This window comes from Desulfosalsimonas propionicica (assembly GCF_013761005.1).
Classification (GTDB): Bacteria; Desulfobacterota; Desulfobacteria; order Desulfobacterales; family Desulfosalsimonadaceae; genus Desulfosalsimonas; species Desulfosalsimonas propionicica.
In genome coordinates, this window is the sequence record NZ_JACDUS010000001.1 from 175,543 (window position 1) to 196,921 (window position 21,379).

At 57.0% G+C, this 21,379-nt stretch carries 12 protein-coding genes; 6 read left to right on the plus strand and 6 right to left on the minus strand.

All coding sequences use genetic code 11. The features are described 5' to 3' along the window. Nucleotides 1-11 precede the first annotated feature (11 nt). Nucleotides 12-1,193, plus strand: coding sequence for a pyridoxal phosphate-dependent aminotransferase (locus HNR65_RS00815; RefSeq protein WP_181549549.1), 1,182 nt, complete (start codon nucleotides 12-14; stop codon nucleotides 1,191-1,193). A gap of 33 nt (nucleotides 1,194-1,226) precedes the next feature. On the opposite strand, the gene HNR65_RS00820 is transcribed toward HNR65_RS00815, so the two are convergent. Then, nucleotides 1,227-1,430 (minus strand): FmdB family zinc ribbon protein, encoded by a 204-nt coding sequence (locus HNR65_RS00820; protein ID WP_181549550.1) that lies wholly within the window; start codon nucleotides 1,428-1,430, stop codon nucleotides 1,227-1,229. 164 nt (nucleotides 1,431-1,594) lie between these two features. On the opposite strand from HNR65_RS00820, the gene amrB reads away from it, so the two are divergent. Genes amrB through HNR65_RS00835 form a run of 3 tightly spaced genes read left to right on the plus strand, consistent with a single transcriptional unit; the run spans nucleotide 1,595 to nucleotide 5,191 of the window. Further along, the gene (amrB, locus tag HNR65_RS00825; protein WP_181549551.1) at nucleotides 1,595-2,461 is read left to right on the plus strand and encodes an AmmeMemoRadiSam system protein B; all 867 of its coding nucleotides are present in this window, start codon (nucleotides 1,595-1,597) and stop codon (nucleotides 2,459-2,461) included. Between the two features lie 11 nt (nucleotides 2,462-2,472). Next, the gene (locus HNR65_RS00830) at nucleotides 2,473-4,317 is read left to right on the plus strand and encodes a bifunctional acetyl-CoA hydrolase/transferase family protein/GNAT family N-acetyltransferase (protein WP_232364599.1); all 1,845 of its coding nucleotides are present in this window, start codon (nucleotides 2,473-2,475) and stop codon (nucleotides 4,315-4,317) included. Nucleotides 4,318-4,351: 34 nt separating this feature from the next. Beyond that, nucleotides 4,352-5,191 carry a glycosyltransferase family 2 protein gene (locus tag HNR65_RS00835; RefSeq protein WP_181549553.1) on the plus strand — a complete coding sequence of 280 codons (840 nt, stop codon included), beginning with the start codon at nucleotides 4,352-4,354 and terminating at the stop codon, nucleotides 5,189-5,191. Here the strand turns inward: HNR65_RS00835 and hrpA are convergent. Beyond that, the gene (gene hrpA / locus HNR65_RS00840; RefSeq protein ID WP_181549554.1) at nucleotides 5,188-9,162 is read right to left on the minus strand and encodes an ATP-dependent RNA helicase HrpA; all 3,975 of its coding nucleotides are present in this window, start codon (nucleotides 9,160-9,162) and stop codon (nucleotides 5,188-5,190) included. The genes HNR65_RS00835 and hrpA overlap by 4 nt on opposite strands. A gap of 303 nt (nucleotides 9,163-9,465) precedes the next feature. Between hrpA and HNR65_RS00845 the strand changes: the two genes are divergently transcribed. Both HNR65_RS00845 and HNR65_RS00850 read left to right on the plus strand, forming a co-directional pair. Then, nucleotides 9,466-11,682 carry a hybrid sensor histidine kinase/response regulator gene (locus HNR65_RS00845; RefSeq protein ID WP_181549555.1) on the plus strand — a complete coding sequence of 739 codons (2,217 nt, stop codon included), beginning with the start codon at nucleotides 9,466-9,468 and terminating at the stop codon, nucleotides 11,680-11,682. Between the two features lie 28 nt (nucleotides 11,683-11,710). Then, nucleotides 11,711-12,901 carry an HD domain-containing phosphohydrolase gene (locus HNR65_RS00850; RefSeq protein WP_181549556.1) on the plus strand — a complete coding sequence of 397 codons (1,191 nt, stop codon included), beginning with the start codon at nucleotides 11,711-11,713 and terminating at the stop codon, nucleotides 12,899-12,901. 631 nt (nucleotides 12,902-13,532) lie between these two features. Here the strand turns inward: HNR65_RS00850 and HNR65_RS00855 are convergent. Genes HNR65_RS00855 through mutY form a run of 4 tightly spaced genes read right to left on the minus strand, consistent with a single transcriptional unit; the run spans nucleotide 13,533 to nucleotide 21,269 of the window. After that, complete coding sequence (locus tag HNR65_RS00855) at nucleotides 13,533-13,949, minus strand: secondary thiamine-phosphate synthase enzyme YjbQ (protein WP_181549557.1); 417 nt, start codon at nucleotides 13,947-13,949, stop codon at nucleotides 13,533-13,535. Nucleotides 13,950-13,972: 23 nt separating this feature from the next. Next, entirely contained in the window at nucleotides 13,973-17,422 is a 3,450-nt protein-coding gene (locus HNR65_RS00860) for a UvrD-helicase domain-containing protein (protein ID WP_181549558.1), read from the minus strand. Then, a complete protein-coding gene (locus HNR65_RS00865) occupies nucleotides 17,419-20,151 on the minus strand; it encodes a PD-(D/E)XK nuclease family protein (RefSeq protein WP_181549559.1) in 2,733 nt (910 codons plus the stop codon). Before HNR65_RS00865 ends, HNR65_RS00860 begins: the two co-directional genes overlap by 4 nt. Beyond that, complete coding sequence (mutY, locus tag HNR65_RS00870; RefSeq protein ID WP_220128240.1) at nucleotides 20,148-21,269, minus strand: A/G-specific adenine glycosylase; 1,122 nt, start codon at nucleotides 21,267-21,269, stop codon at nucleotides 20,148-20,150. The genes HNR65_RS00865 and mutY overlap by 4 nt, the downstream gene beginning before the upstream one ends. Nucleotides 21,270-21,379: the final 110 nt, after the last annotated feature.

Here is a 21,379-nt window from a genome sequence, read left to right on the forward strand (position 1 = left end):
AAAAACGACTTATGCCAATTGCCAGAAAGATGGCGGATTTTATTGAAAAATCCTCCTGGATCCGGAAAATGTTTGAAGAGGGTGCGCGCTTAAAGGCCATCCACGGCGCAGACAACGTGTTTGACTTCTCCCTGGGAAATCCCAATATGGAGCCGCCGGAAGAGGTCAGAGACCATCTGGAGCAGGTCGCTGCAGATCCCGCACCGGGCCTGCACGCCTACATGCCCAACACGGGTTACCCCCATGTGCGAAAGGCAGTGGCCGATTTTCTGGGCCGGGAACAGGGAGTTGCGATCACGGAAAACGAAATCATCATGACCTGCGGGGCGGCAGGGGGGCTCAACATTGTTTTAAAGGCCATTCTGGACGCAGACGATGAAGTCATCACCCCGGCGCCCTATTTCGTGGAATACGGCTTTTATGCCGACAACCACGGAGGAAGGCTCGTGGCCGTGCCCACCCGGCCGGATTTCACCATAGACGTGGCTGCCATTGAAGCCGCCATCACCCCAAAGACCCGAGCGGTTGTTATCAATTCCCCAAACAATCCCACCGGACAGGTTTATTCCGCACAGAACCTTGCGGAACTGGGCCAGTGCCTGGAGAAAAAAAGCCGGGAGATCAACCGGCGCATCTACCTGGTCTCGGATGAACCCTACCGAAAGATTGTTTATGACAACATCGAGGTGCCCGGGGTGTTTGACTGTTATGCAGACAGTGTCATGGCCACTTCCTATTCCAAGGACCTTTCGCTTCCGGGCGAACGCATCGGGTTTGCAGCAATCAACCCGGCGGCAGGCGAAAAACAGCAATTGCTTGCCGCCATGGCCCTGGCCAACCGGATTCTGGGATTTGTCAACGCCCCGGCCCTGATGCAACGGCTGGTTGCACTGGTGCAGGGTACCAGCGTGGATATCGCCGAATACGACCGCAAGCGCAACCTTTTGTGCAACGGCCTGGATCGGCTGGGATACAAATTTATCCGACCCGGGGGCGCATTTTACCTGTTTCCCCAAAGCCCGATCAAAGATGATGTGGAATTTGTGGGCGCCCTGCAGCAGGAGCGCATCTTAGCGGTTCCGGGCAGCGGATTCGGCGCACCCGGCTATTTTCGCCTCAGCTTCTGCGTGGCCGATCAGACCATCACCGATGCCATGCCGGGTTTTGAAAAAACCATTGCACAATTTCAATAAGGGCGGCGCCCGGCCGCCCGTTCGGCATTAAGCTCAGGAAAATCCCGAAGAACGATTCGGACTGCATCCGCCGGAGAAATCCTTCACCGTCGCCCCGATGGTATTGGCGGCACTGATGCGCCGCTGCACCTCGCAACTGCCGCATTTGTCACATGCGGGAACCTCATTGTCATTTCCCAGTACAAGGGCTTCAAAAACACGGCTGCATTTTTTGCACTGATATTCGTAAATGGGCATCAAAAAACTCCTGAGTCAGAACTAAATTTTTGGCTGTATTTTTCAAACAGGTTGCATTTCCAAAATAATATAACCATTTTCAGAATACGGGCAAGAGACAGACACAATCAAAGCGCCCTGATCCACAGAGAAAAAAATCAGCCTTATAAGGAGGTGAACACATTATGCATACGCGAAAACCCGCATTTGCCGGCTCCTGGTATCCCGGGGATGCTGATGGATGCAAGCGCATGATCCGCTCGTTTCTGGAACAAAACCGTTTTGCCGCAAAAATTTCCAAAACCGCAGCCGGCGGCATCGTGCCCCATGCCGGCTGGGCTTTTTCCGGCGAGTTGGCCTGCCGGGTCATCGCCCATGTGCGGGGCGATACGGCAAAACCGGACCCGGACGTGGTCATCGTTTTCGGCATGCACCTGCCGCCCGGGACCCAGCCGGTCATGATGACCCAGGGTGCCTGGCAGACGCCCCTGGGCGATATTGAAATCCAGGAGCAGCTGGCAGAAGCCGTGGCCGGTCAATTTTCCTGTGCCATTGAAACCCCGGACAATTTTGTGCCGGAAAACACCATTGAACTCCAACTGCCCTTTGTGAAACACTTTTTCCCGGATTCCAGAGTTGTCACCATTGGGGTACCCCCTTCCCAAACCGCCCTGGAGCTTGGCCGGTTTGCGGCAAAAAAGGCCGCAGAATTCAATCTTTCCGCCAAAGTAATCGGATCAACGGATCTGACCCATTACGGACCCGATTTCAACTTCACCCCTGCCGGCACGGGACCGGATGCCTATCAATGGGTGAAGACCCAAAACGACCGACGGGTCATTGACAAAATGCTGGAAATGGAAGGCCCGGCAGTGATACAAGAAGGGCTTTCCAACCAGAACGCCTGCTGTGCCGGAGCAGCGGCCGCGGCCATTGCCGCGTCAAAAACCCTTGGGGCCACCACCGGGCACCTGGTGGGCTACAGCTCCAGTTATGAAAAAAATCCCGGAAGCACTTTTGTGGGATACGGAGGCATTGTGTATACCCGATGATGGACAATGTGATGGAAAACTGGGAGAAGCATACGGTTTCCCCGGAAAAGGTCCTTGCACGGATCGAGCCAGGCATGTGCATTTTTCTGAGCACGGGAACGGCCGAGCCGCGTACCCTGGTGCGGCATCTCATGGACTCGGACATGGCAAATCTCCAGGATCTGGAGCTGTTTCAGCTCCTGAGCTTCGGAGACGCCCTTTGCCTGAAGCGGCTCCAGAGCCAGAAATACCGGCTCAAAACGTTTTTCTCAGGCTGGGTGGCCAGGGAGGCCATCACCGAGGGACGGGTGGATCTGATTCCCAGCCGGTTTTCCCGGCTCACCCGCCTGGTGGCCTCCAGGCGCATTCCTTTTGATGCCGCTTTTGTTCAGATCTCGCCGCCAAACCGGCTGGGCTACTGCAGTCTGGGCGTATCGGTTGACATCGCCCACATGGCTATCAGCCAGGCGGGGTTTGTGGCAGGGGAAATCAATCCGGACATGCCCCAGACCATGGGAGATTCGTTTGTACCCATGGATGCCTTTGACATGCTGGTTAAATCCGATGAGGCGCCTATTTACTTTTCAAGGGCGGCCGTGGATGAAAATTTCGACAAGGTAGCCCAGAATGCCGCCTCCCTGGTGGAGGACGGCAGCTGCATCGCCTTTTCCATCGGCCCGCTCTACGAGGCCCTGGGCCGCCATCTGCAAAACAAAAAAAACCTTTCCATCCACACGCCCATATTCACGGACGCGGCCATGGACCTGGTCAAAAGCGGGGCCGTGACCAACCGCAACAAAGAGCATTTTCCCGGAAAATCCGTGGCCTCCTATGCCATGGGCACAAGGGAGCTCTGGCAATGGCTCGACTGCAATCCCCTGGTGGAATTCCAGGGGCTGGACAAGGTTTTCAACCCCATGCGCATCGGCCGGGACAGGCGCTTTATTGCCATTGTCCAGTGCCGCAGGGCCGATCTCACCGGCCGGATCGCCTTGCACGTGTCCAAAGGCAACGTGATTACGGACCCGGCCGAAGTGATTGATTTTTTCAACGGTGCTGAAATCTCAGAAGAAGGATTTTCCATATTTGCCCTGCCGTCGCGCAATCTCAAGGGCCAGTCCAATATCCTGTTTTCCATCGAGGAGATGCCAAACCAGCTCAATGTTCGCGAATCCATTGATTTCGTGGCCACCGAATACGGGGTGGCCAATTTAAACGGCCGCACCGTGCGGGAGCGGGCCATGGCCATGATAGAAATCGCCCACCCCGATGACCGGTTCAAACTGGTGGAGGAAGCAAAGGCCCAGAACCTGATCTACCCGGATCAGATCTTTCTGGCTGAAAGCGCTCATCTGTATCCCGCAGACATTGAAACCGTGCAGGTGTTTAAAAATGATCTCAAGGTCCGTTTCCGTCCTTTGCGGCCGTCTGACGAGGAGGAAATGCGCCGGCTGTTTTACCGGTTTTCCGACGAATCGGTCTATTACCGGTATTTCACCCCGCTGAAAACCATGCCCCACTCCCGGATGCAGTCTTACGTAAACGTGGACTACTCCAAAGACATATCCATTGTGGGCGTGGTAGGCGAGCCCGGCCAGGGCCGGATCATTGCAGAGGCCCGTTACATCAAAGACCCGCACAGCCCGTACGGGGATGTGGCCTTTATCGTGGATGAGCACTACCAGGGCTACGGAATTGCCACCTACATGTACCAAAAGCTCATGCGCCTGGCCAAAGAACGCGGCCTGCAGGGATTTACCGCAGACGTGATGCCGGCCAACAAATCCATGATGCGGGTGTTTGAAAAAGGCGATGCAGAGGTGAAAGCCGCCCTGGAATCCGGCATATACCGTCTGACCATCCGGTTTCACGAATAATTTTTTCCCTTAATTGGCAATGGCGGCCGGCAGCATGCAAAACCCCCTTGTTTCAGTGATCATACCGGTTTACAACCGACAGGACTTTATCGCCGATGCCGTGGACTCGGTGCTGGCACAAAAGTATGCGCCCTTTGAGCTCATTGTGGTTGATGACGGCTCAACTGATGACACGGCCCGGATTCTTTCGGCCTATAAAGAGCGCATTTGTGTCATCCACCAGGAAAACGCCGGGGTGAGTGCCGCGCGAAACCGGGGTGTGCGGGCGGCCGCAGCCGAATGGATCGCGTTTCTGGACTCGGATGACTACTGGCTTTCCGGAAAACTGACCCGGCAGATGGCCTGGTTTGCCGCAAACCCGCAGATGCGCATCTGTCAGACAGAAGAATACTGGATCCGCAAAAAAAAACGCGTGAACCCGGGCCGGCGTCATCAAAAGCAGCAAGGCCATATTTTCAAGCCATGCCTTTGGCTCTGCCTGATCAGCCCCTCTGCGGTCATGCTGCACCGATCCCTGTTTGAGCAGCACGGGGGATTTAACGAGGCCCTGCCCGCATGCGAGGACTATGATCTGTGGCTCAAAATCACCTGCACCGAACCCGTGGGTCTGATTTCCACGCCCTTGATCGTCAAGCAGGGCGGCCACGCCGATCAACTGTCGGCCCGGCCCGGGCTGGACCGCTACCGGATTGCCGCCATCTGCCATGTCATGGCCTCAGGCCGGCTCAGCCCCGGGCAGTACCGGGCCGCGGCAGCCGCGCTTGCCGAAAAATGCCGGATTTATGCCCAGGGATGCGAAAAACGGGGAAAACGCAAACAAGCCGCCTGGTACCGGAACCTGATCCAGGACCCGTCTGCGGGGGTCAGTTCCTAGGTCATTCTCCTGATTTCCTGATACATCTGCTTTAGCCGCTTTTCTGAGACCGGGACTGCGGTTTTTAATTCCTGGGCAAACAAAGATACCGCAAATTCCTGGATCATCCAGAAAAAGGATTCCACCTGTTGGCGTTTTTCCGCGGAGGCCGACTCATCCAAAGACCGGATCAGCTCGGTGAGAAAATTTTCAACCCCGGCCAGGCGCGCAGCCTTTGCCTTTTCCTTGTCCGGATCATTGATTCCCCGCTCGGCCCTTAGGCCCAACGCCTCCAGGTATCTTGGAAGATGGGCCATGGTCTCTGTATCATAGAGTTCAATGAAATTTTCCGGCACCAATTGCGAAATCCGGGTGCGGATCTGGGCCAGAAGCCCGGGGGCCTGGCCGGCCTTGGAATACCGTGCTTCAAAGCCGTGGGTCTGCTGCCGGGTTTTGTGATGGGCCTCAAGCACCCGGAGTACGGCCTTTTGAATCTCCATGCCCCTTTCCATTATCCGGTTGATGTTTTTCTCTCCGTGGGTGTAAAATTGCGCCCGGGTCCGGATATTGACGGCAAACAGCTCGGTTTGAACCCTTTGCACCATCTGGTCAGCAACCGCGTCAGCACCCCCGAAATACACTGCCATGGGTTTTGCCGAAGCCGGCAGGCTCAGGCTGCGACGAAGGTGTTTGAAGGATTTGGCAAAATAATGGGCATACAGGCAGGCCACCCCGTTTTTATGGGTTTGTTCGGCCTGGATACGGTTGTCGAGCAGCCGCAGATCCGCCCCGTTTCTCCCGGGTACCAGGGCCGGATACACGGGCCATGCCTGCCCGCCGGCCCCGGACACGGAAACGGTTTCCGGCAAATCCGGCAGATCCCAGTCCGTGATCCCCTGTTTTTCCCATTTTTTCCTTTCCTCCTGCAGGTCATCGGAAAGCCCCTCTTTTGCCGCCCCCCGGGTCAAAACAGACCTGTCCCGGCCGGCGACCAGTTCCTTTCCCTCCGGATCCACAAGGGAAAACCGGAGCCGGAGATGATCGGGCAGATCCGCCTCGCTCCATGCATTTGCCGGAATATCCACATGAAATGTATCATATATAAACCGGCTCAGACTGCCGGCAAGAGAATCGCGATACATGGGCATCTCGCTCATGATCCGCGAAACCGTCTCAGAAACCGGCACCAGCTGCCTGCGCCATTTTTTGGGCAGGTTGCGGATCAGGGCGGTGATTTTTTCCTCCAGCAGGCCCGGCACCACCCAGTCCGTGCTTTGTTTCGGCAGCCGGCCGGCGGCCGAGGCCGGCACCCGGATGGTGACCCCGTCATCATCACCCCCTGGATTAAACGCATATTCACAAAAAAACCGCTGCCCTCCCAGCCGGATCTGGTCCGGGTACAGGGACAGCTCGTCTGTGTCTGCATCAGCGGCCATAAGATCCTGTTCAGACATTTTTAAAAAATCGTCCGAACCCGCATCCTGAATCTTTTTTTTCAGGGTGCGCATGTCATAAACCCCTGAAAGCCGATCTTTGTAAAATGCCATCATATCGGCCTCACCGGCCAGCAACTCCCGGCGGCGGATGCGGTTTTCCCTGTCCCGGATCTGCTCGGCCAAAGACCAGTTATGGGTCATAAAGGGCAAAACCGTTTGCACATCCCCCTCGATCAGGGCGTTTCGGATAAAGATCTCTTCTGCCGCATCCGGATCGATTCTGCCGTATAACACCGGCCTGGCAGAAACAATGATCAGCCCGTAGAGGCTGACCTGCTCATCAGCCACCACGGTCTCGCGCTTTTTCTCCCACCTGGGGCTGAGATGGGTGTATTTGCACCTGGCCCCGCCCAGGGCTTCGAGCCAGGCCGGATCGATATTGGCACAGGTTCTGGCAAATTTCCGGGTAGTTTCCACGATCTCTGCGGCCACGATCCACTCACCGGCCCTGTTAAACAGCCCTGAGCCCGGAAAAATCATCACCTCCTGCTGCCGGGCGGCCCAGTAAAGGTTTTTTTCCCTGCGCCGGGCGATATTGGACAAAAACCCGCTGGTCACGGACTTGTGAACCGCGGTGTACAAATCGGAAAAATCCGGTTTTCCCTTTTTGGCCCCAGTCTTTTTTTCCTGGTTTTCGGGCCCGGAACCGGGCAGAGGATGAATTTCGAGCCCGGATTCGGCCAGCAGGTCCACCATCTGGTCATAGACATCAAACCATTCGCGCATGCGTTTAAATGAAAGATAATAGTCCCGGCAGAAGCGCTTGAGTTCGCCGGCCCGGACCTTGGGCCGGATGGTTGAACTGTTTTGGGTACAGGCGCAAAACAGGTTGTAGAGGGTGATAAAATCCGAGGCCCGATCCACGAAAGCCGCCCGCGCCTGATCAGCCTGGGCCTCCTTGCCCTCGGGCCGCTCCCTGGGATCGATCACGGAAAGGGCTGCGGCCACCACCGTGACCGGGCCCAGACACCGGTTTTGGTCCGCCTCGATAAGCATCCGCGAAAGCCTTGGATCCAGGGGCATTTTGGCCATGATCCGGCCCTTTTGGGTCAGGCGGGGCATTTTGGCGGGCCTCTTTTTGCCCTTGCCCGGCTTTTCAACCGCGCCGAGTTCGTCGAGGATATCAAAGCCGTCTCTGATCTGTTTCTGCGGCGGTGCGTCCACAAAGGGAAAATCCCGGATCGCACCCAGGCGCAGGGAAATCATCCGCAAAATCACCTCTGCCAGGTTGGCCCGCAGGATTTCGGGCAAGGTGTAAACAGGTCGGGACAGGTAGTCCTGCTCGGAATAAAGCCTGATGCAGACCCCGTTTTGCACCCGGCCGCATCTGCCCATGCGCTGGTCTGCGCTGCTCTGCGATATCGGGGAAACCGGAAGGGCGGTGGTGCGGGTGCCGGGATGATAGTAAGAGACCCGGGCCAGGCCCGTGTCAATGACATACTTGATGCCCGGGATGGTAATGGAGGTTTCGGCCACGTTGGTGGCCACAACGATTTTTCTTCCCCGGGCCGGCTGAAAGACCCTTACCTGATCGGCTGCGGCAAGCCTTGCATACAGGGGAAGAATCACGGCGTTTTTATATTTCCTGCCCTCAAGGGCCTCGCATGTCTCGCGGATATCGCGCTCGGTGGGCATGAAAATCAAAACATCACCAAAGGCCGACTCCCTTTCGATGCGGTCCATGGCCGCGGCAGCCGCGTCCACGTATGAATAGTCCCCTGCCTCGGCGCCGGTTTCCTCCGGGGGCATCCAGCGGACCTCCACCGGATACATGCGGCCGGAAACCTCAATTATGGGCGCATCACCAAAGGCCTTGGAAAATTTTTCCGTATCAATGGTGGCAGAAGTGACAATCACCTTCAAATCCGGACGGGTGCGGACCAAACCCCGAAGCAGTCCCAGGAGAAAATCAATGTTGAGGCTTCGTTCATGGGCCTCGTCCACGATCAGGGTGTCATATTCATTTAAATACTTGTCCCCCTGGGTCTCTGCGAGCAAAACCCCGTCGGTCATCATCTTGATAACAGTCTGGTCGCTGACCCGGTCGGAGAACCGGATTTTGCAGCCAACGCCGGCCCCGGTCTGCTGGCCGAGTTCTTCTGCGATGCGGTCTGCCACGGTGACCGCGGCAATGCGCCGGGGCTGGGTGCAACCGATGCGTCCGTCAAGACCCCGGCCGGCCTGCAGGCAGAACTTGGGCAGCTGGGTGGTTTTGCCCGAACCGGTCTCCCCGGATATGATCACCACCTGGTGGGCGGCGATGGCCGCTGTTATTTCATCCTGCTTTTCCCATACAGGCAGATCCGGGTTGGCGGATATCTCCGGAAGATTGTCCATCCGCTGTTTTCGCACGGCAATGGAGGCATCAATTCGCTTTTCTGCGCGCTGAAGGATTTCTGCCGGATCTTTGGGCTTTTTTTTGCCGGCAGTGCCCTTTTCGATACGACGGATTTCCCACTCCACGGCATGCCGGTCACAGTGAAGGGCGCGATCCATTTTTGACCGAAGCCGAAAGATTTGTTTCCGGATTTCTTGACTCGTGCTCATACGGCAATTATTCAATGGTTGAGTTGTATCCAAAAAAAACATGCAAGCCGCTTTTTCCGGGCAAACCGCCAAAAAGCGGCCTGCCTGCGGCATGAAAAGGCAACATAGCGATACTTTGGGGCAAAATCAAGGAACACCAAAAATTTCAAAATAAAAATAGATTTTTTCCACTTTTATGCACCTGTAAAATATGATAAACGGATGGAGCACAGAAAAGGCACTCCTGCATAATCGCCAATTCGGATACGCACAATGATCAAGCATTTTGACCGCCGGATTTTTCCGGTCTGTTTTCTTGCGTGCTTTCTGCCTGCAGCTGCAAGAGCAGAAACCACCCCTTTTGTCACACAAACCGGTACATGGCTCTGCCAGACCGGCTATGCCGGATGGGCTGGCGCGGGCGCAGCACTGCTGGTCTTTGTGCTGGCCTGCTTTCTGATTCTTCTGCTGCGCCAGCAAAGCAGAATCCGAAAGATGAAAGCCGAAATCAACCGGCAGCGAAAAACCGCGGACAAAGCCATCCGGCAGCAGCAGTCAATGGAAGACATCCTTAACCATCTTAATGATTATGTGTTCTTCCACGATCTTGCCGGCAATTTCTCTGAATTCAACAGCGCCGTAAGACGGGATTCGGACTATTCAGCCACAGAGTTAAAGCAGATGAACCTCAAAAACCTGGTGCGCGACTTCTACACCCCCGAGGTGGACGAATATCTCCAGCGGGTCCGAAAAAACGGAAAGGACCATGGCTACATGCGGCTGGTCAACAAGGACGGAAAAGACCTGATCCTGGAATACACCAGTACCCTGATCCACAAACACGGAGGCAAGGTTGCGGGCGTGCGCGGCATTGCCAGGAACGTCACCAAACAGCACAAAACGCGCAAAGCCCTGAAAAAAAGCGAAAAAAAATACCGGACCATTTTAAACACCATTGAAGACGGTTATTACGAAGTGGACCTGGCCGGTCATTACCGGCTGTTAAACCGAGCAATACTCCGCATGCACAATTGCACATGGGAGGAGCTCAAGGGTCAGAGTTATAAAAAAATCATTGACGAAGAAGATGTCCAGTCCGTATTCGAAACTTTCAACTACGTCTACCGAACCGGAAATCCGGTCAAGGCATTTAACTGGAAAACCCGCAGAAAAGACGGCAGCATCCTGCACCTGGAAGCCTCGGTTTCCCTGCTCTACGACAATAAAGGAAAACCCGCGGGTTTTCGGGGAATCACCCGGGATATTTCAGAACGCATCCAGGCCCGGAGAAAAACCCGGCAGCTCGAAGCGCGGCTTCAGCAGGCCCAGAAAATGGAATCCATCGGCACCCTGGCCGGGGGTATCGCCCATGATTTCAACAATGTGCTGTTTCCCATCATCGGATATACGGAACTGGCCCTCCAGGACCTCCCTTCGCAAACCTCGGCTGCTGCAAATCTGGAAAAAGTACTCCAGGCTGCTGACCGGGCCAAGGGGCTGGTGCGCCAGATTCTGGCCTTCAGCCGCCAAAGCACCGAGCAGGACCCGGAACCTGTGCAGGTTGAGCCCATCATCAAGGAAACCCTGAAACTGCTTCGCAACACCATCCCCGCATCCATTGAAATCCACTCAGACATCCCGCAGGATGTAGGTGCTGTGACCATTCACCCGGCCCAGTTCCACCAGGTGATCATGAACCTTTGCACCAACGCCTATCATGCCATGGAAAACCAGCCAACCGGAAAACTTGAAGTCCATCTCAGGCGGGTACAGGTCACGGCTGAAAACACCGGATTCCATGCCCAGCTTGAAGCCGGCACATATATCTGCATGACCGTAGCCGACACAGGATGCGGCATGTCCGCCGAGGTGATGGAAAAGATTTTCGATCCTTATTTTACCACCAAATCCCAGGACAAAGGCACCGGCCTGGGCCTGTCAGTGAGCTACGGAATCGCCCAAAACGCCGGGGGAATCATTATCACAAACAGTACGCCCGGGAAAGGAAGCCGCTTTCATGTTTACCTGCCCGCAGCCAAAAGCCGCCAGGACCGGCAGCCCGACCCGAAACCCGGCACTTCCCTGCCTGAAGGCAGTGAACGAATTTTGCTGGTCGATGATGAAAAACGGGTTCTTGAAGTCGAACAAATGACCCTGGAAAAACTGGGTTACCAGGTCACTGCATTTTCTGACAGTCCAGAGGCGTTTAATGCCTTTAAAGCCAACCCTGATCGTTTTGACCTGGTCATCACCGACCAGAGCATGCCGCAGATCAGCGGCATTGAGCTGGCACGGAAAATCCGGCAGATCCGCAGTCATGTCCCGGTTATCCTGTGTTCCGGGTACAGTGAAAAGATCACGCGGGAAACCACCCTGGAAGACGACATCCAGGCTGTTTTGCTCAAGCCCATCGCCAGGCAGGAAATGGCCGGGGTCATTCGAAAAACTCTTGATTCCATCAAACAAATACCTGTAAAAGAACAAAAGTGACAAAAAAAAGCAGGAAAGCAATAAATTGATGAATCTGCAGAATGTAAAAATACCATCCGAGATCCCCGTACTGGTGGTCGATGATGAGACGCCCATCACGGAAATGCTTTTTCAGGCCCTGTCCAAGGCCGGCTACACATGCCGCACAGCCGCAAACGGGGAACAGGCCCTTTCAGTTATGGCTGAAAACCATTTCGATGTTGTGCTCACTGACATCCGCATGCCGGGAATGAACGGAGTGGATCTGCTGAAAAAAATCAAGGCCGCCTATGACAGCGATGTCATGGTCATGACCGGATTTACCGAGGACTATAATTACGAATCCATTGTCACGGCCGGGGCAAGCGATTTCATCCAGAAGCCCATCAGCTTCAAGGAGCTGACGATCCGGCTCAAACGCGTGCTGCGTATGCGCTATCTGCTCGTGGAACGGGATCAGATCAATACGGAGCTCCAGAATTCCGTCAAAAAACTGAAAAAATACTCTGTTGAACTCAAAAATGCCTTAATCGAGGTGGAAGACGCGCATGAGGAACTGCAGTACGCTTACCTGGATACGATCAACCGTCTGGTCAGTGCAGCGGAATACAAGGACGAGGAAACCGGCGATCATATCGTGCGCATGAGCGGCTACTGCACCCTGATGGCTGAAAAAATCGGCCTTACAGACGAGACCGTCAAACTCATCCAGTATGCCTCTCCCATGCATGACATCGGCAAGATCGGCATTCCCGACCAGATCCTGCTCAAGCCCGGGCGGCTGACCGCGGATGAATTTGAAACCATCAAGACCCATACCACCATCGGGGCCAGCATCCTGGCCGAATCCAGGGCGGATGTGCTGAAAACGGCCCATGAAATCGCGTTGAACCACCACGAAAAATGGGACGGCTCAGGCTATCCCAGGGGCCTGAAAAAAGAAGAAATTCCCATCAGCGGGCGCATCGTGGGCATTGCCGATATTTTTGACGCCCTTACCTCCAGGCGCCCTTACAAGGACCCCTATCCTCTGGAAGTGGCCGTGGAAATCATCCGGTCAGAACAAGGGGTCAAGCTTGACCCGGACCTGGTGGCGGTCTTTATCAGCCATATCGACCAGGTGGAACAAATCCGCCGGGAAGTGGGGGAGGTCGAAAACGCCTCCCTGGCCGATTTTGCCTGGAGCGAACGCGACCAGGCCGTTCACATGGACCGTATCATCGCCCCAAGGCTGAAATAAACCCCAATGATCCGGCCTTTTGTTGATGGCACCGTAAAAAGCGTTTTCCCGCGTCCGCTGTTTTTACAGGAAGGAAGCCCCGGGGCCGGCGCCGGTTTTTTCGCTCCTGACCGTTTCCGGGTTTCTTCCATCCAGCCCCGGGCAATTTGAAATTTTACTCGCTCCGGCATTGGCTGAATTTATCCCGGAAACGCTCAATGTCGCTTCACAAACCGACCCCGCCCCCGGGCTTCCTTGGAAGGGTTCTTGCCAAGCCAGTCAACGGGACCAGACATGAAAACAACGCTTTTTAAGACGTAAATGTGTTGCTTCCGACTCCCTTGGCGTGAAAGTTTGCACACAGCCGGCCATGATGCCGGCCCGGGGGTGGTTTGCGAGTCGCATTGAGCGCGCAAGCGGTCAGCAGGGAGCAAACCGCCACCGGGTCGGCATCATGCGAAAATTATAGGACCAGGCACGAACAGCAACTTTTTTGATGTTACCTATAAGAAGTCTGATTTCAGATGGCGCCGTAAACAGTTCAAGATCAAGGCTTGCGCGATTTTGAAGAATGCAGCGTACTGATCCGTACGTGAAATTCTGAGAAATCGCGCGTAACGCAGATATTGGGCTTTTTACGGCGCCATCTTTGTTATTCCCCGATGATTTTAACCAGAACCCGTTTTTTGCGGCGCCCGTCAAACTCGCCGTAGAAAATCCGCTCCCATGTACCAAAATCCAGCCGCCCGTCTGTTACGGCCACCACGGCTTCCCGGCCCATGACCTGGCGTTTCATGTGGGCATCAGCGTTGTCCTCGCCCACATTGTGCCGGTACTGGGACACCGGCTCATGGGGAGCCAGCCGCTCCAGCCACTCGTCATAGTCCTGGTGCAGCCCGAATTCATCATCATTGATAAATACCGAGGCTGTGATGTGCATGGGATTGACCAGCGCGATGCCTTCTTTGATTCCGCTTTCAGCCAGGCATTGTTCCACCCGGGGTGTGATATTGATAAAAGCGCGGCGGGTGGGAACATCAAAAACCAATTCCTTGCGATAAGATTTCATTTGGCCTCCTTGCTCTGTTTGTTTTATTCCTGCAAATCCGCCCAATGGCGCCAGGCCGGAATCATGGGGAAATACAGCCCTATGCGCACAAGGCCGCCGGGCGCCATCTTGCGCATCAAGGCGGCATACCGGGCCATCTGAGCCTGATAGCGCAGCTGTTCGCGGTCCAGAAAGGCCTCGATGCCGCCGCCGCTGTGGGTGCCGGTTTTATAGTCAATGATCCATCGTACGCCGCTTTCATCCACAAAGGTGCGGTCAATAATGCTGTGAATGAGTTCCCGGCCGTAAAAACCACTGATCCCGTATTCGCAGGCACCCCGATGATGGGCCGATAAAATCCATCTTCCGATTTCGTGGGAAATGGCATTGCACAGTGCGGTTTCCGCATGGGTCACGGCTTTGCTGATCTCTGCCTGCCCCACTCCTTCAAATTCCAGCTGTTTTTGCAAAGCCGGCCGGAGTGCCGCAATTTTCGCAGCGCTCCAGTTTTCCGGATCCTGCTCGCAAATTTTTTTCAGCCATCTGTGCACCACAGACCCCACATGGCGCACGGTCATCCCGGCCCAGTCAAATCGGGGCAAAAACGATTCGTCCCCTGAAACATCCGGTATCTGCAAATCCGGGAAAACCCCCCGGACTTTCACGGATATGTCCGCAGGCGGGGCAGGGGGGCGCCAGTTGGCGGCCAGCCGGTAAATGCAGGGATGGGAAGTTTCCCGGTCTTTTACCGGCACATCTGCTGAAGGGGATTTTTTTCGGGCTGCGGCCTGTTCAAATTTTTCAGAAACAGCCGGCCAGAGCACTGCCAGCAGGGAGCGGGAAGCGGGTCTCATGAGATTTCCCTGCCGGTCGAGAAACGCTGCGGCAAAAATGTGAAGCCGCTTTTTGGCCCGGGTGGCGGCCACATACAAAAGCCGGCCGGATTCATGGTTTGTTCTTTGCTGTTCAAGGCCCTGGATATACTGGTAGGTGGGATCCGTGTTCTCTCCAGCCCCGGAAATCGGAGCCATCAAAAGCGACTTTTCAAAAGACACGCCTGCGCGCTCCTTCCAGAGCAAAAGGGCCGGATCCTGGCTGCGCGGGGCCTTGTGCAGCCCGGGCAGAACCACCGTATCAAACTCCAGGCCCTTGGCCTTGTGAATGGTCATGACCTGCAGCCGGGTGTCCGCGCCCGGGTCAGGCTGGGCAAACAGCTTCATGACCCCCTGTTCAAAAGCGTCCATATCCGCGAGGGGCTCTGCACCGGCCCGGGCCTCCACGTAATCGAGATACACGTCCACATCCGGCAAATCAGCCGGATCTGCGACAGCCCGACCGCCCATTGCCGTCCATGCACCTTCCACCCGCTGCCGCAGGCTTTGTCTTGCCCTGCGCTCCACTGCCGCGGCCAGCACCGGCCGGATGCGCTCGAGCCGGATGCGGCCGTCATTGCTTAAAGCAGCCACCCGGTCCGGATCATGGATGAGTTCCGGGACCGGGGTTTTGAAATCATCGCCGGCAATCGCGTGCAGATCCAACAGGGTCAACCCGCACCAGGGCGCCCGCAGCACAGACAGCCAGGCAATGCGGTCTGCCGGATGGTTTATTGCCCGGGTCAGAGACACCAGATCCCGGATCACCGGCCGGTTGCCCAGGGCATCGATTTCCACTGCGGAAAAACGCAATCCCGCAGCCCGCAGCTCCGGGACAATGGCCTGCAGATGCGGGCGGCTGCGCACCAGCACGGCAACCGTTCCCCGGCTGTCCTGCTCCAGGGCCTGTTGCACGCAGCAAACCACATCCCTTGCTTCCCGGACATTCACGTCGTCCTTATTTTCTTTTGCATAAAGACCCGCATGGACAAACACAGCCTCTTCCCGCCCCCCGGATGCCGCTGCAGTAGCGGGCATGTAGGGCACGGCCCCGGAGTCGGCATCAGCGATTTCCGGCAAGACCTGTGAAAAGGCGGCATTGACCCACCGGACAATGCCGGGCCTGGAACGAAAATTGGTCTCCAGCAGCAGGGGCTCTAAGGGCAGGTGGGCATCCAGTCCCTGCTCCCAGGCGGTTAAAAACAGCCCCACCTCTGCCTCCCGGAATCCGTAGATGGACTGCATGGGATCGCCCACGGCAAAAAAGCTTCTGCCGTCGCCCGGGACCCACCCGGCGGTGAGCTGTTGCATGAGGGCAAACTGGCTAATGGAGGTGTCCTGGAACTCGTCCATGAGAATGTGGGATATCCGGTAATCCAGAGACAGGGCAAGATCGGTTGGTTCCTGGGCATCGCCCAGGGCGGCCTTGGCCCGGATGGCGATTTCGGAGAAATCCACCTGCCCGGTTTGTTCGAAAATGGCCGCCAGATGCCCGGCCGCCCGCTTTAAAATCACAAACAGCGCCTGGAGAAGCCGCCACTGGCCGTCAGTGTAGCCGGCCGCCGGCAGCCGGCGCACGCCGTCTAGGGTCCCGGCCAGCTCAGGGTCTGTGTCCAGGGCGGCCACAAGGTTTTTAAACTGGCGTTTCTTGCCTTCAAAAAAGGCCTTTTGCCCGGAATCGCGCACCGAAGACGGGGCCGGAAACCCGGTGCTCTTGTTTACGGTCTTGCGCCACTGGCCGTCTTTGGTCAAAAGCAGATGCGCAATGCCCTCCCAAAGAGGCAGATCGCCGCCGTCCGTACCCGGCAGGCCGGAAAGCTCCCGAACCACACAAACAGGGGACTCCGGGTCCACGTGTTCGAGGTTTTGCGCGGCAAACCCGCACAAATCCGCCAGGTCCATGATACAGAAAACCGGAAACCGGCTCCGGATCTGCTCCAGGGTGTTTTTGATCACATCTGCCATGGCCGCCTCCAGCATCTTGCGCAGGCCGTCTGCATCCCGGATATCGGCCACATGGCGCATCCACTGCTCCCGGCGGGGCAGCATCAGGGCAACGAGATTTTCCACCAAATCCAGCCGGTTGTCCAGGTGGCGCACCAGGGTCTCCATGGCTGCAGCTTCGGGCCCGGCTGCTTCCAGTTCGGCCACCGTGTTTCTGGCAGCCCGGACATAGAGATCCGTCGGGTCATCTGCAATACGGCCCGGCGCACCGAATCCGGAAAGCACCGGCATCTGGCGGGTCAGGCCCGCGCACAAGGCATCGATGGTCATAATCCGCATCCTGGAAGGATCTTCCCGGATCTTCCAGTTCAAATCCGCGTCCCGCTGGCAGACATCCCGGGCAAGTTCCCATGTGACGGCCTCGTGCTCCTTTTCGGGCCGGGTCCCGGATTGCGCCCCGTCTATGGCGCCGAGCACCCGGTTGCGCATCTCGGCTGCCGCCTTGCGGGTAAAGGTGATGGCCAGGATTTCCTCGGGGTGATTGACCCTGCAGAGCAGTTTCAGGTACCGCTGGATGAGCAGCCCGGTTTTGCCCGATCCTGCCGGGGCCTGGACAATAAAGGCGGTTTCCGGATCCAGGGCGCGCTGGCGCTGGTGTTTATCGGCAATATCGTTCATTGCACACCTTCCGGGCCAGCCTGATTTTCCCGGCCAGCCTCCAGTATCCGGCAAAGACCCTGCAAATCGCAATACCGGCAGGTTTTGTTCACCGATTGCGGGGATACAGGCGCATGGCCGGAGGCAATTTCTTTGGCCAGTTCCAAAAGTCCCTGCTCCCAGCCACTTAGCACTTCGGCCATGCTGCCGGCATCCGGCGCCAGTTTGTTGTCGTCTGCCACACAGCCGATGCCGTCCACAAGGCCCTCTGAGGCGACAATGCCCAAATAGGCGCATTTTGCCTTTTTTACCCGGGCAAAAAGCACCCCGGCCAGTTTTTCACTGCCGATGGCCAGGCTGTAGAGGGGCAGCTGGGGCTCGGCAATGCGGTCTGTAAACCAGTCATTGGCCGAGGGCGAGCCGGTTTTGTAATCAATGATGATTTGCCGGCCGTCTTCCAGGCGGTCAATGCGGTCGGCAAACGTTCGGATGGACATATCCCCGACAGACACATGAATCCGGTTTTCCAGGGCGTGGACAAAAAACCGGGTCCGGTTTTTTTCCTGGTTGATCCACTCGGCCAGCAGGCCGGCCAGCCGGTCGGTCTCCACCCGGCAAAACCCGGGGGTAAAGGTTTCCGGCATGTGCGCGGCCATTTTGTCAACGGCCCCGGTTACTGCCTCTTGGATGTAGACGGCAAACCGGGCTTCATCCATATCCGCCAGGGTCTGAGAATCTGCAATCCGGCGCCACAGCCCCTCCAGGGCAGAATGGATCAGATTGCCGCGGTCCCGGGCGTTTAAGCCCGGTGCCGGCATTTCCAGGCCCCGCGCGCCGAGGCGGTACCGGCCGTAGGCCTGAAACGGGCAGGCGGCCTGGGATCTGAAAATCCCGGTACCCCCGGAGACCTCGGCACCCGCGGGAACCGGGGCGCCGGAGATATCCCAAAATTTTTCCATTTCAGCCGGGCCCGCCAGGCTGATCCATGTACCGAATTTGTTCTCGGATTCAAACTCCTGTTGGCCGGCTTCGGGCAGATGGGCGATCAAGGGACTTGGCAGGCGCGGGCTGTCCCCGTCGCTCTGTGCCCAGGAGCAAACCACCCGGTCTGCCCCGCCCAGCAGCCGGGCGGTTATCTGCCGGGCCCGAACCAGTTCCCGCTCCGGGCTGCAATGGGGAAGACCCAGGGCGCGGGACACTGCTGAGGGAATAAAGGCATTGGGCCGGGCCAAAGGCGGCCAGGCCTCATGATCCATGCCCATGATCCACAAATACGCAAACTCCTGACCCGCAGCCTCGAGCAGTCCCAGGATCTGTACGGGCACCTCGGGCTGTTCGGGCGCAAACGGAATCTGATGCAGCATGGAAACAAAAATCTGCCGGGCCCGGGCAAAGCTTAGACTCCTGGCTGCCGGATACAGCTTTGCAAACCGCTCCAAAGCCTGCCTGAATGCGGCCACGGACTGATACTCCGCACTTGTCAGGCTTCGCTGGCCGGGCCAGCCCGCAGCATCCAAAATTTGAACAAAGATTTTTGCCCACTGCTCCGGGACATTGTTTTCTGCAAGATCCCGGGCCTGCTGCTGCAAACCCTGCAGCAAATCACTCAATACAGGGAGGGCTTCGGAGCCCGCCAGCGAGCGGGCCAGGGATGCCACACGAGGGACGGATACCACAAAATCACCCTGTTCCCGAAGGGCGGCATCCACAACGGCCCTGAAATGATATTCGTTCTGGCTCCCTGCCAGAAAGGGACTTTGCAGGAGCCTGCTCCAGGCGGCCACATCAGCCTTCTGCTCCCGTGCCAGCTCCAGGATTGCGCACGCGGCTGCAGCCGCCGGGTATTGCACGAGCATGGGAGGCGCTGAAATGTTGAACACCGGATGCTCGACAGGATCGGCAAAACCGGGCACAGACGGGTAAAACACCTGTTCAAAAACGCGCAGCACCCGGCTTCTTTCTTCAGCCAGATTCATGCACACCACCCCGATGCGCGCGTCCGGATCACTCTCCACCCGGTTTCTGGCCCATATGGCCGCAGCCCGCATTTCGGCGACATCGTCTTCAAATCCCACATGGCAGGCATCTGGGCGTTTTTGGGCCGCAGCCAGTGCCGCCACCCGAATACCGCGGCGAAAGAGGGCCTCAAACAGGTCCCGGTCCGCAGGGGCGATCTCGTCAAACCCGGCCAGAATCAGGCCGGAAACATTGGTCAACTTCCCCTCATCAGCCGCTTTTGCCAGACAATCCGCCAACCCGGCGCGATCCATGAACCCGGCGTCTTTGCACAAGTGTTCAAAGCTCCGGGCCCATGTGGCAAAAACCGCCGGATCCGGGGCCTGCCAGTGTTGTCCCTCGCCCGTGGCAACCTTCCACTGACGGCACAGGGCCCAGGCCTCCTGCACGCGCCGGGCGGTTGCGCGGGTATCGAGAAGCCCGGCGCCGGCCCCGGACTCAGAGATGATTTTTTCCCAGATCAACTGCTCCTGGAATTCATCCAACAAAAGCCCCGGCAGATCACCGGACTGCTTGTGCCACAAATCTTCTGCCAGATCCGCATACAAACGGGCCAGCCAGGCCCCGTACGGCAGAATATCGGGACTTTCCCATGCCCGGTCCCCCCGGGCCTGGCGGTAGCTGGCGTATTGCCCGGAAAGGCTTCTGGCCAGACGGCGGTTGACACATACCAGGACGTCGCCGGCCTGGATCTGCTCAAAACATTGCTCAAGGGAAATTTGCCGGATCTTCAATTCAGGGCCCCTGTAACCGGTTCAACTGCCTGGCGTTTTTCCATGAGGGCCGGCAGAAACCTGCGCGTCATGCCGGTAAACGGGTGTTTCTGCAAAGCGCGCACCCCTGCCCACTGAAAATCAGCCGGTCCGTTTGGCCGGATGCGCCCTGCGGCATAATCGCAGATCACCACCCGGGCTTCAACCCGGAAATGGGTGTAGGCATGGCGGACCTGCGTCCATTCATAGACGTTTTGCACCCGCAGATTCACGGTCTGGCCCACAATGCGGTGGCAGGCATCAATGGCCGACTCCCCGTCGCTGAGCCGCCCGCCGGGAAATTCCCAGAGACCGCCGAGCAGACCGTTTTCCGGCCGGCATACGATCAAAACCTTCGGTCCCTTTTGAATCACGGCCGCAACCAGCCGGTGCAAAGGAACAGGCCGTGTTTGGCGCCGCACAGGAAACAGATCCGTTTCTTTGCGGCGATATGCCCGGCAATGGGATAAAACCGGACAATTTCGGCAAAGGGCCTTCCCGGGCCGGCAAACCAGGGCGCCAAGCTCCATGAGCGCCTGGTTAAAGGTGCCGGGCCGCCGGCAATCCAGCAGATCTGAAGCCATGGACTGATAGGTTTTATGGGCGGACGGGACATTGACCGGGGAGGAGTCGGCAAAAACCCTGGCAAGCACCCGCTTGACATTGCCGTCCGCCACCGCAAGGGGCCGGCCAAAGGCAATGCTCAACACGGCTGCACCAATATATGGCCCTACCCCGGGCAGGGCTGTAAAGGCCTCAAGGGAATCAGGCACCTTCCCGTTATACTCTGCAGCCACAATCCCGGCCGCCCGGTGCAGGTTCCGGGCCCGGGCATAATATCCCAGGCCTTCCCAACGCTTGAGTACCTGCTGGAGCGGGGCTGCAGCCAGGTTTTCAATTGCCGGAAAATTTTCAAGAAAGCGGTGATAATAGCTAATGGCCGTGTCCACACGGGTCTGCTGCAGCATCACCTCTGAGACCCAGATGCGGTAGGCATCACTGGTGCGGCGCCAGGGAAGATCCCTGCCATTTGCCTGATACCAGTTGATCAGGGCTTGTTGAAAATCGCATGTTTTCTGCAAATCAAGCATGTTTTTCATTTACAGACCGCACGGTGCATTTGCCGGAACTTGGATTTTTCCGGCAAACGCCGGAATTGGGGTTGACCTGTTGTCTGGTTGCGGTTATGGTAAAAAACTTTTTTAAAGGG

Bases quoted from the DNA above. Each gene is read 5' to 3' on its own strand.
- HNR65_RS00835 (WP_181549553.1), top strand. From the start codon at position 4,352: ATGCAAAACCCCCTTGTTTCAGTGATCATACCGGTTTACAACCGACAG.
- HNR65_RS00830 (WP_232364599.1), top strand. From the start codon at position 2,473: ATGGAAAACTGGGAGAAGCATACGGTTTCCCCGGAAAAGGTCCTTGCA.
- HNR65_RS00815 (WP_181549549.1), top strand. From the start codon at position 12: ATGCCAATTGCCAGAAAGATGGCGGATTTTATTGAAAAATCCTCCTGG.
- amrB (WP_181549551.1), top strand. From the start codon at position 1,595: ATGCATACGCGAAAACCCGCATTTGCCGGCTCCTGGTATCCCGGGGAT.
- HNR65_RS00850 (WP_181549556.1), top strand. From the start codon at position 11,711: ATGAATCTGCAGAATGTAAAAATACCATCCGAGATCCCCGTACTGGTG.
- mutY (WP_220128240.1), bottom strand. From the start codon at position 21,269: ATGAAAAACATGCTTGATTTGCAGAAAACATGCGATTTTCAACAAGCC.
- HNR65_RS00820 (WP_181549550.1), bottom strand. From the start codon at position 1,430: ATGCCCATTTACGAATATCAGTGCAAAAAATGCAGCCGTGTTTTTGAA.
- HNR65_RS00855 (WP_181549557.1), bottom strand. From the start codon at position 13,949: ATGAAATCTTATCGCAAGGAATTGGTTTTTGATGTTCCCACCCGCCGC.
- HNR65_RS00845 (WP_181549555.1), top strand. From the start codon at position 9,466: ATGATCAAGCATTTTGACCGCCGGATTTTTCCGGTCTGTTTTCTTGCG.
- HNR65_RS00860 (WP_181549558.1), bottom strand. From the start codon at position 17,422: ATGAACGATATTGCCGATAAACACCAGCGCCAGCGCGCCCTGGATCCG.
- hrpA (WP_181549554.1), bottom strand. From the start codon at position 9,162: ATGGATCGCGCCCTTCACTGTGACCGGCATGCCGTGGAGTGGGAAATC.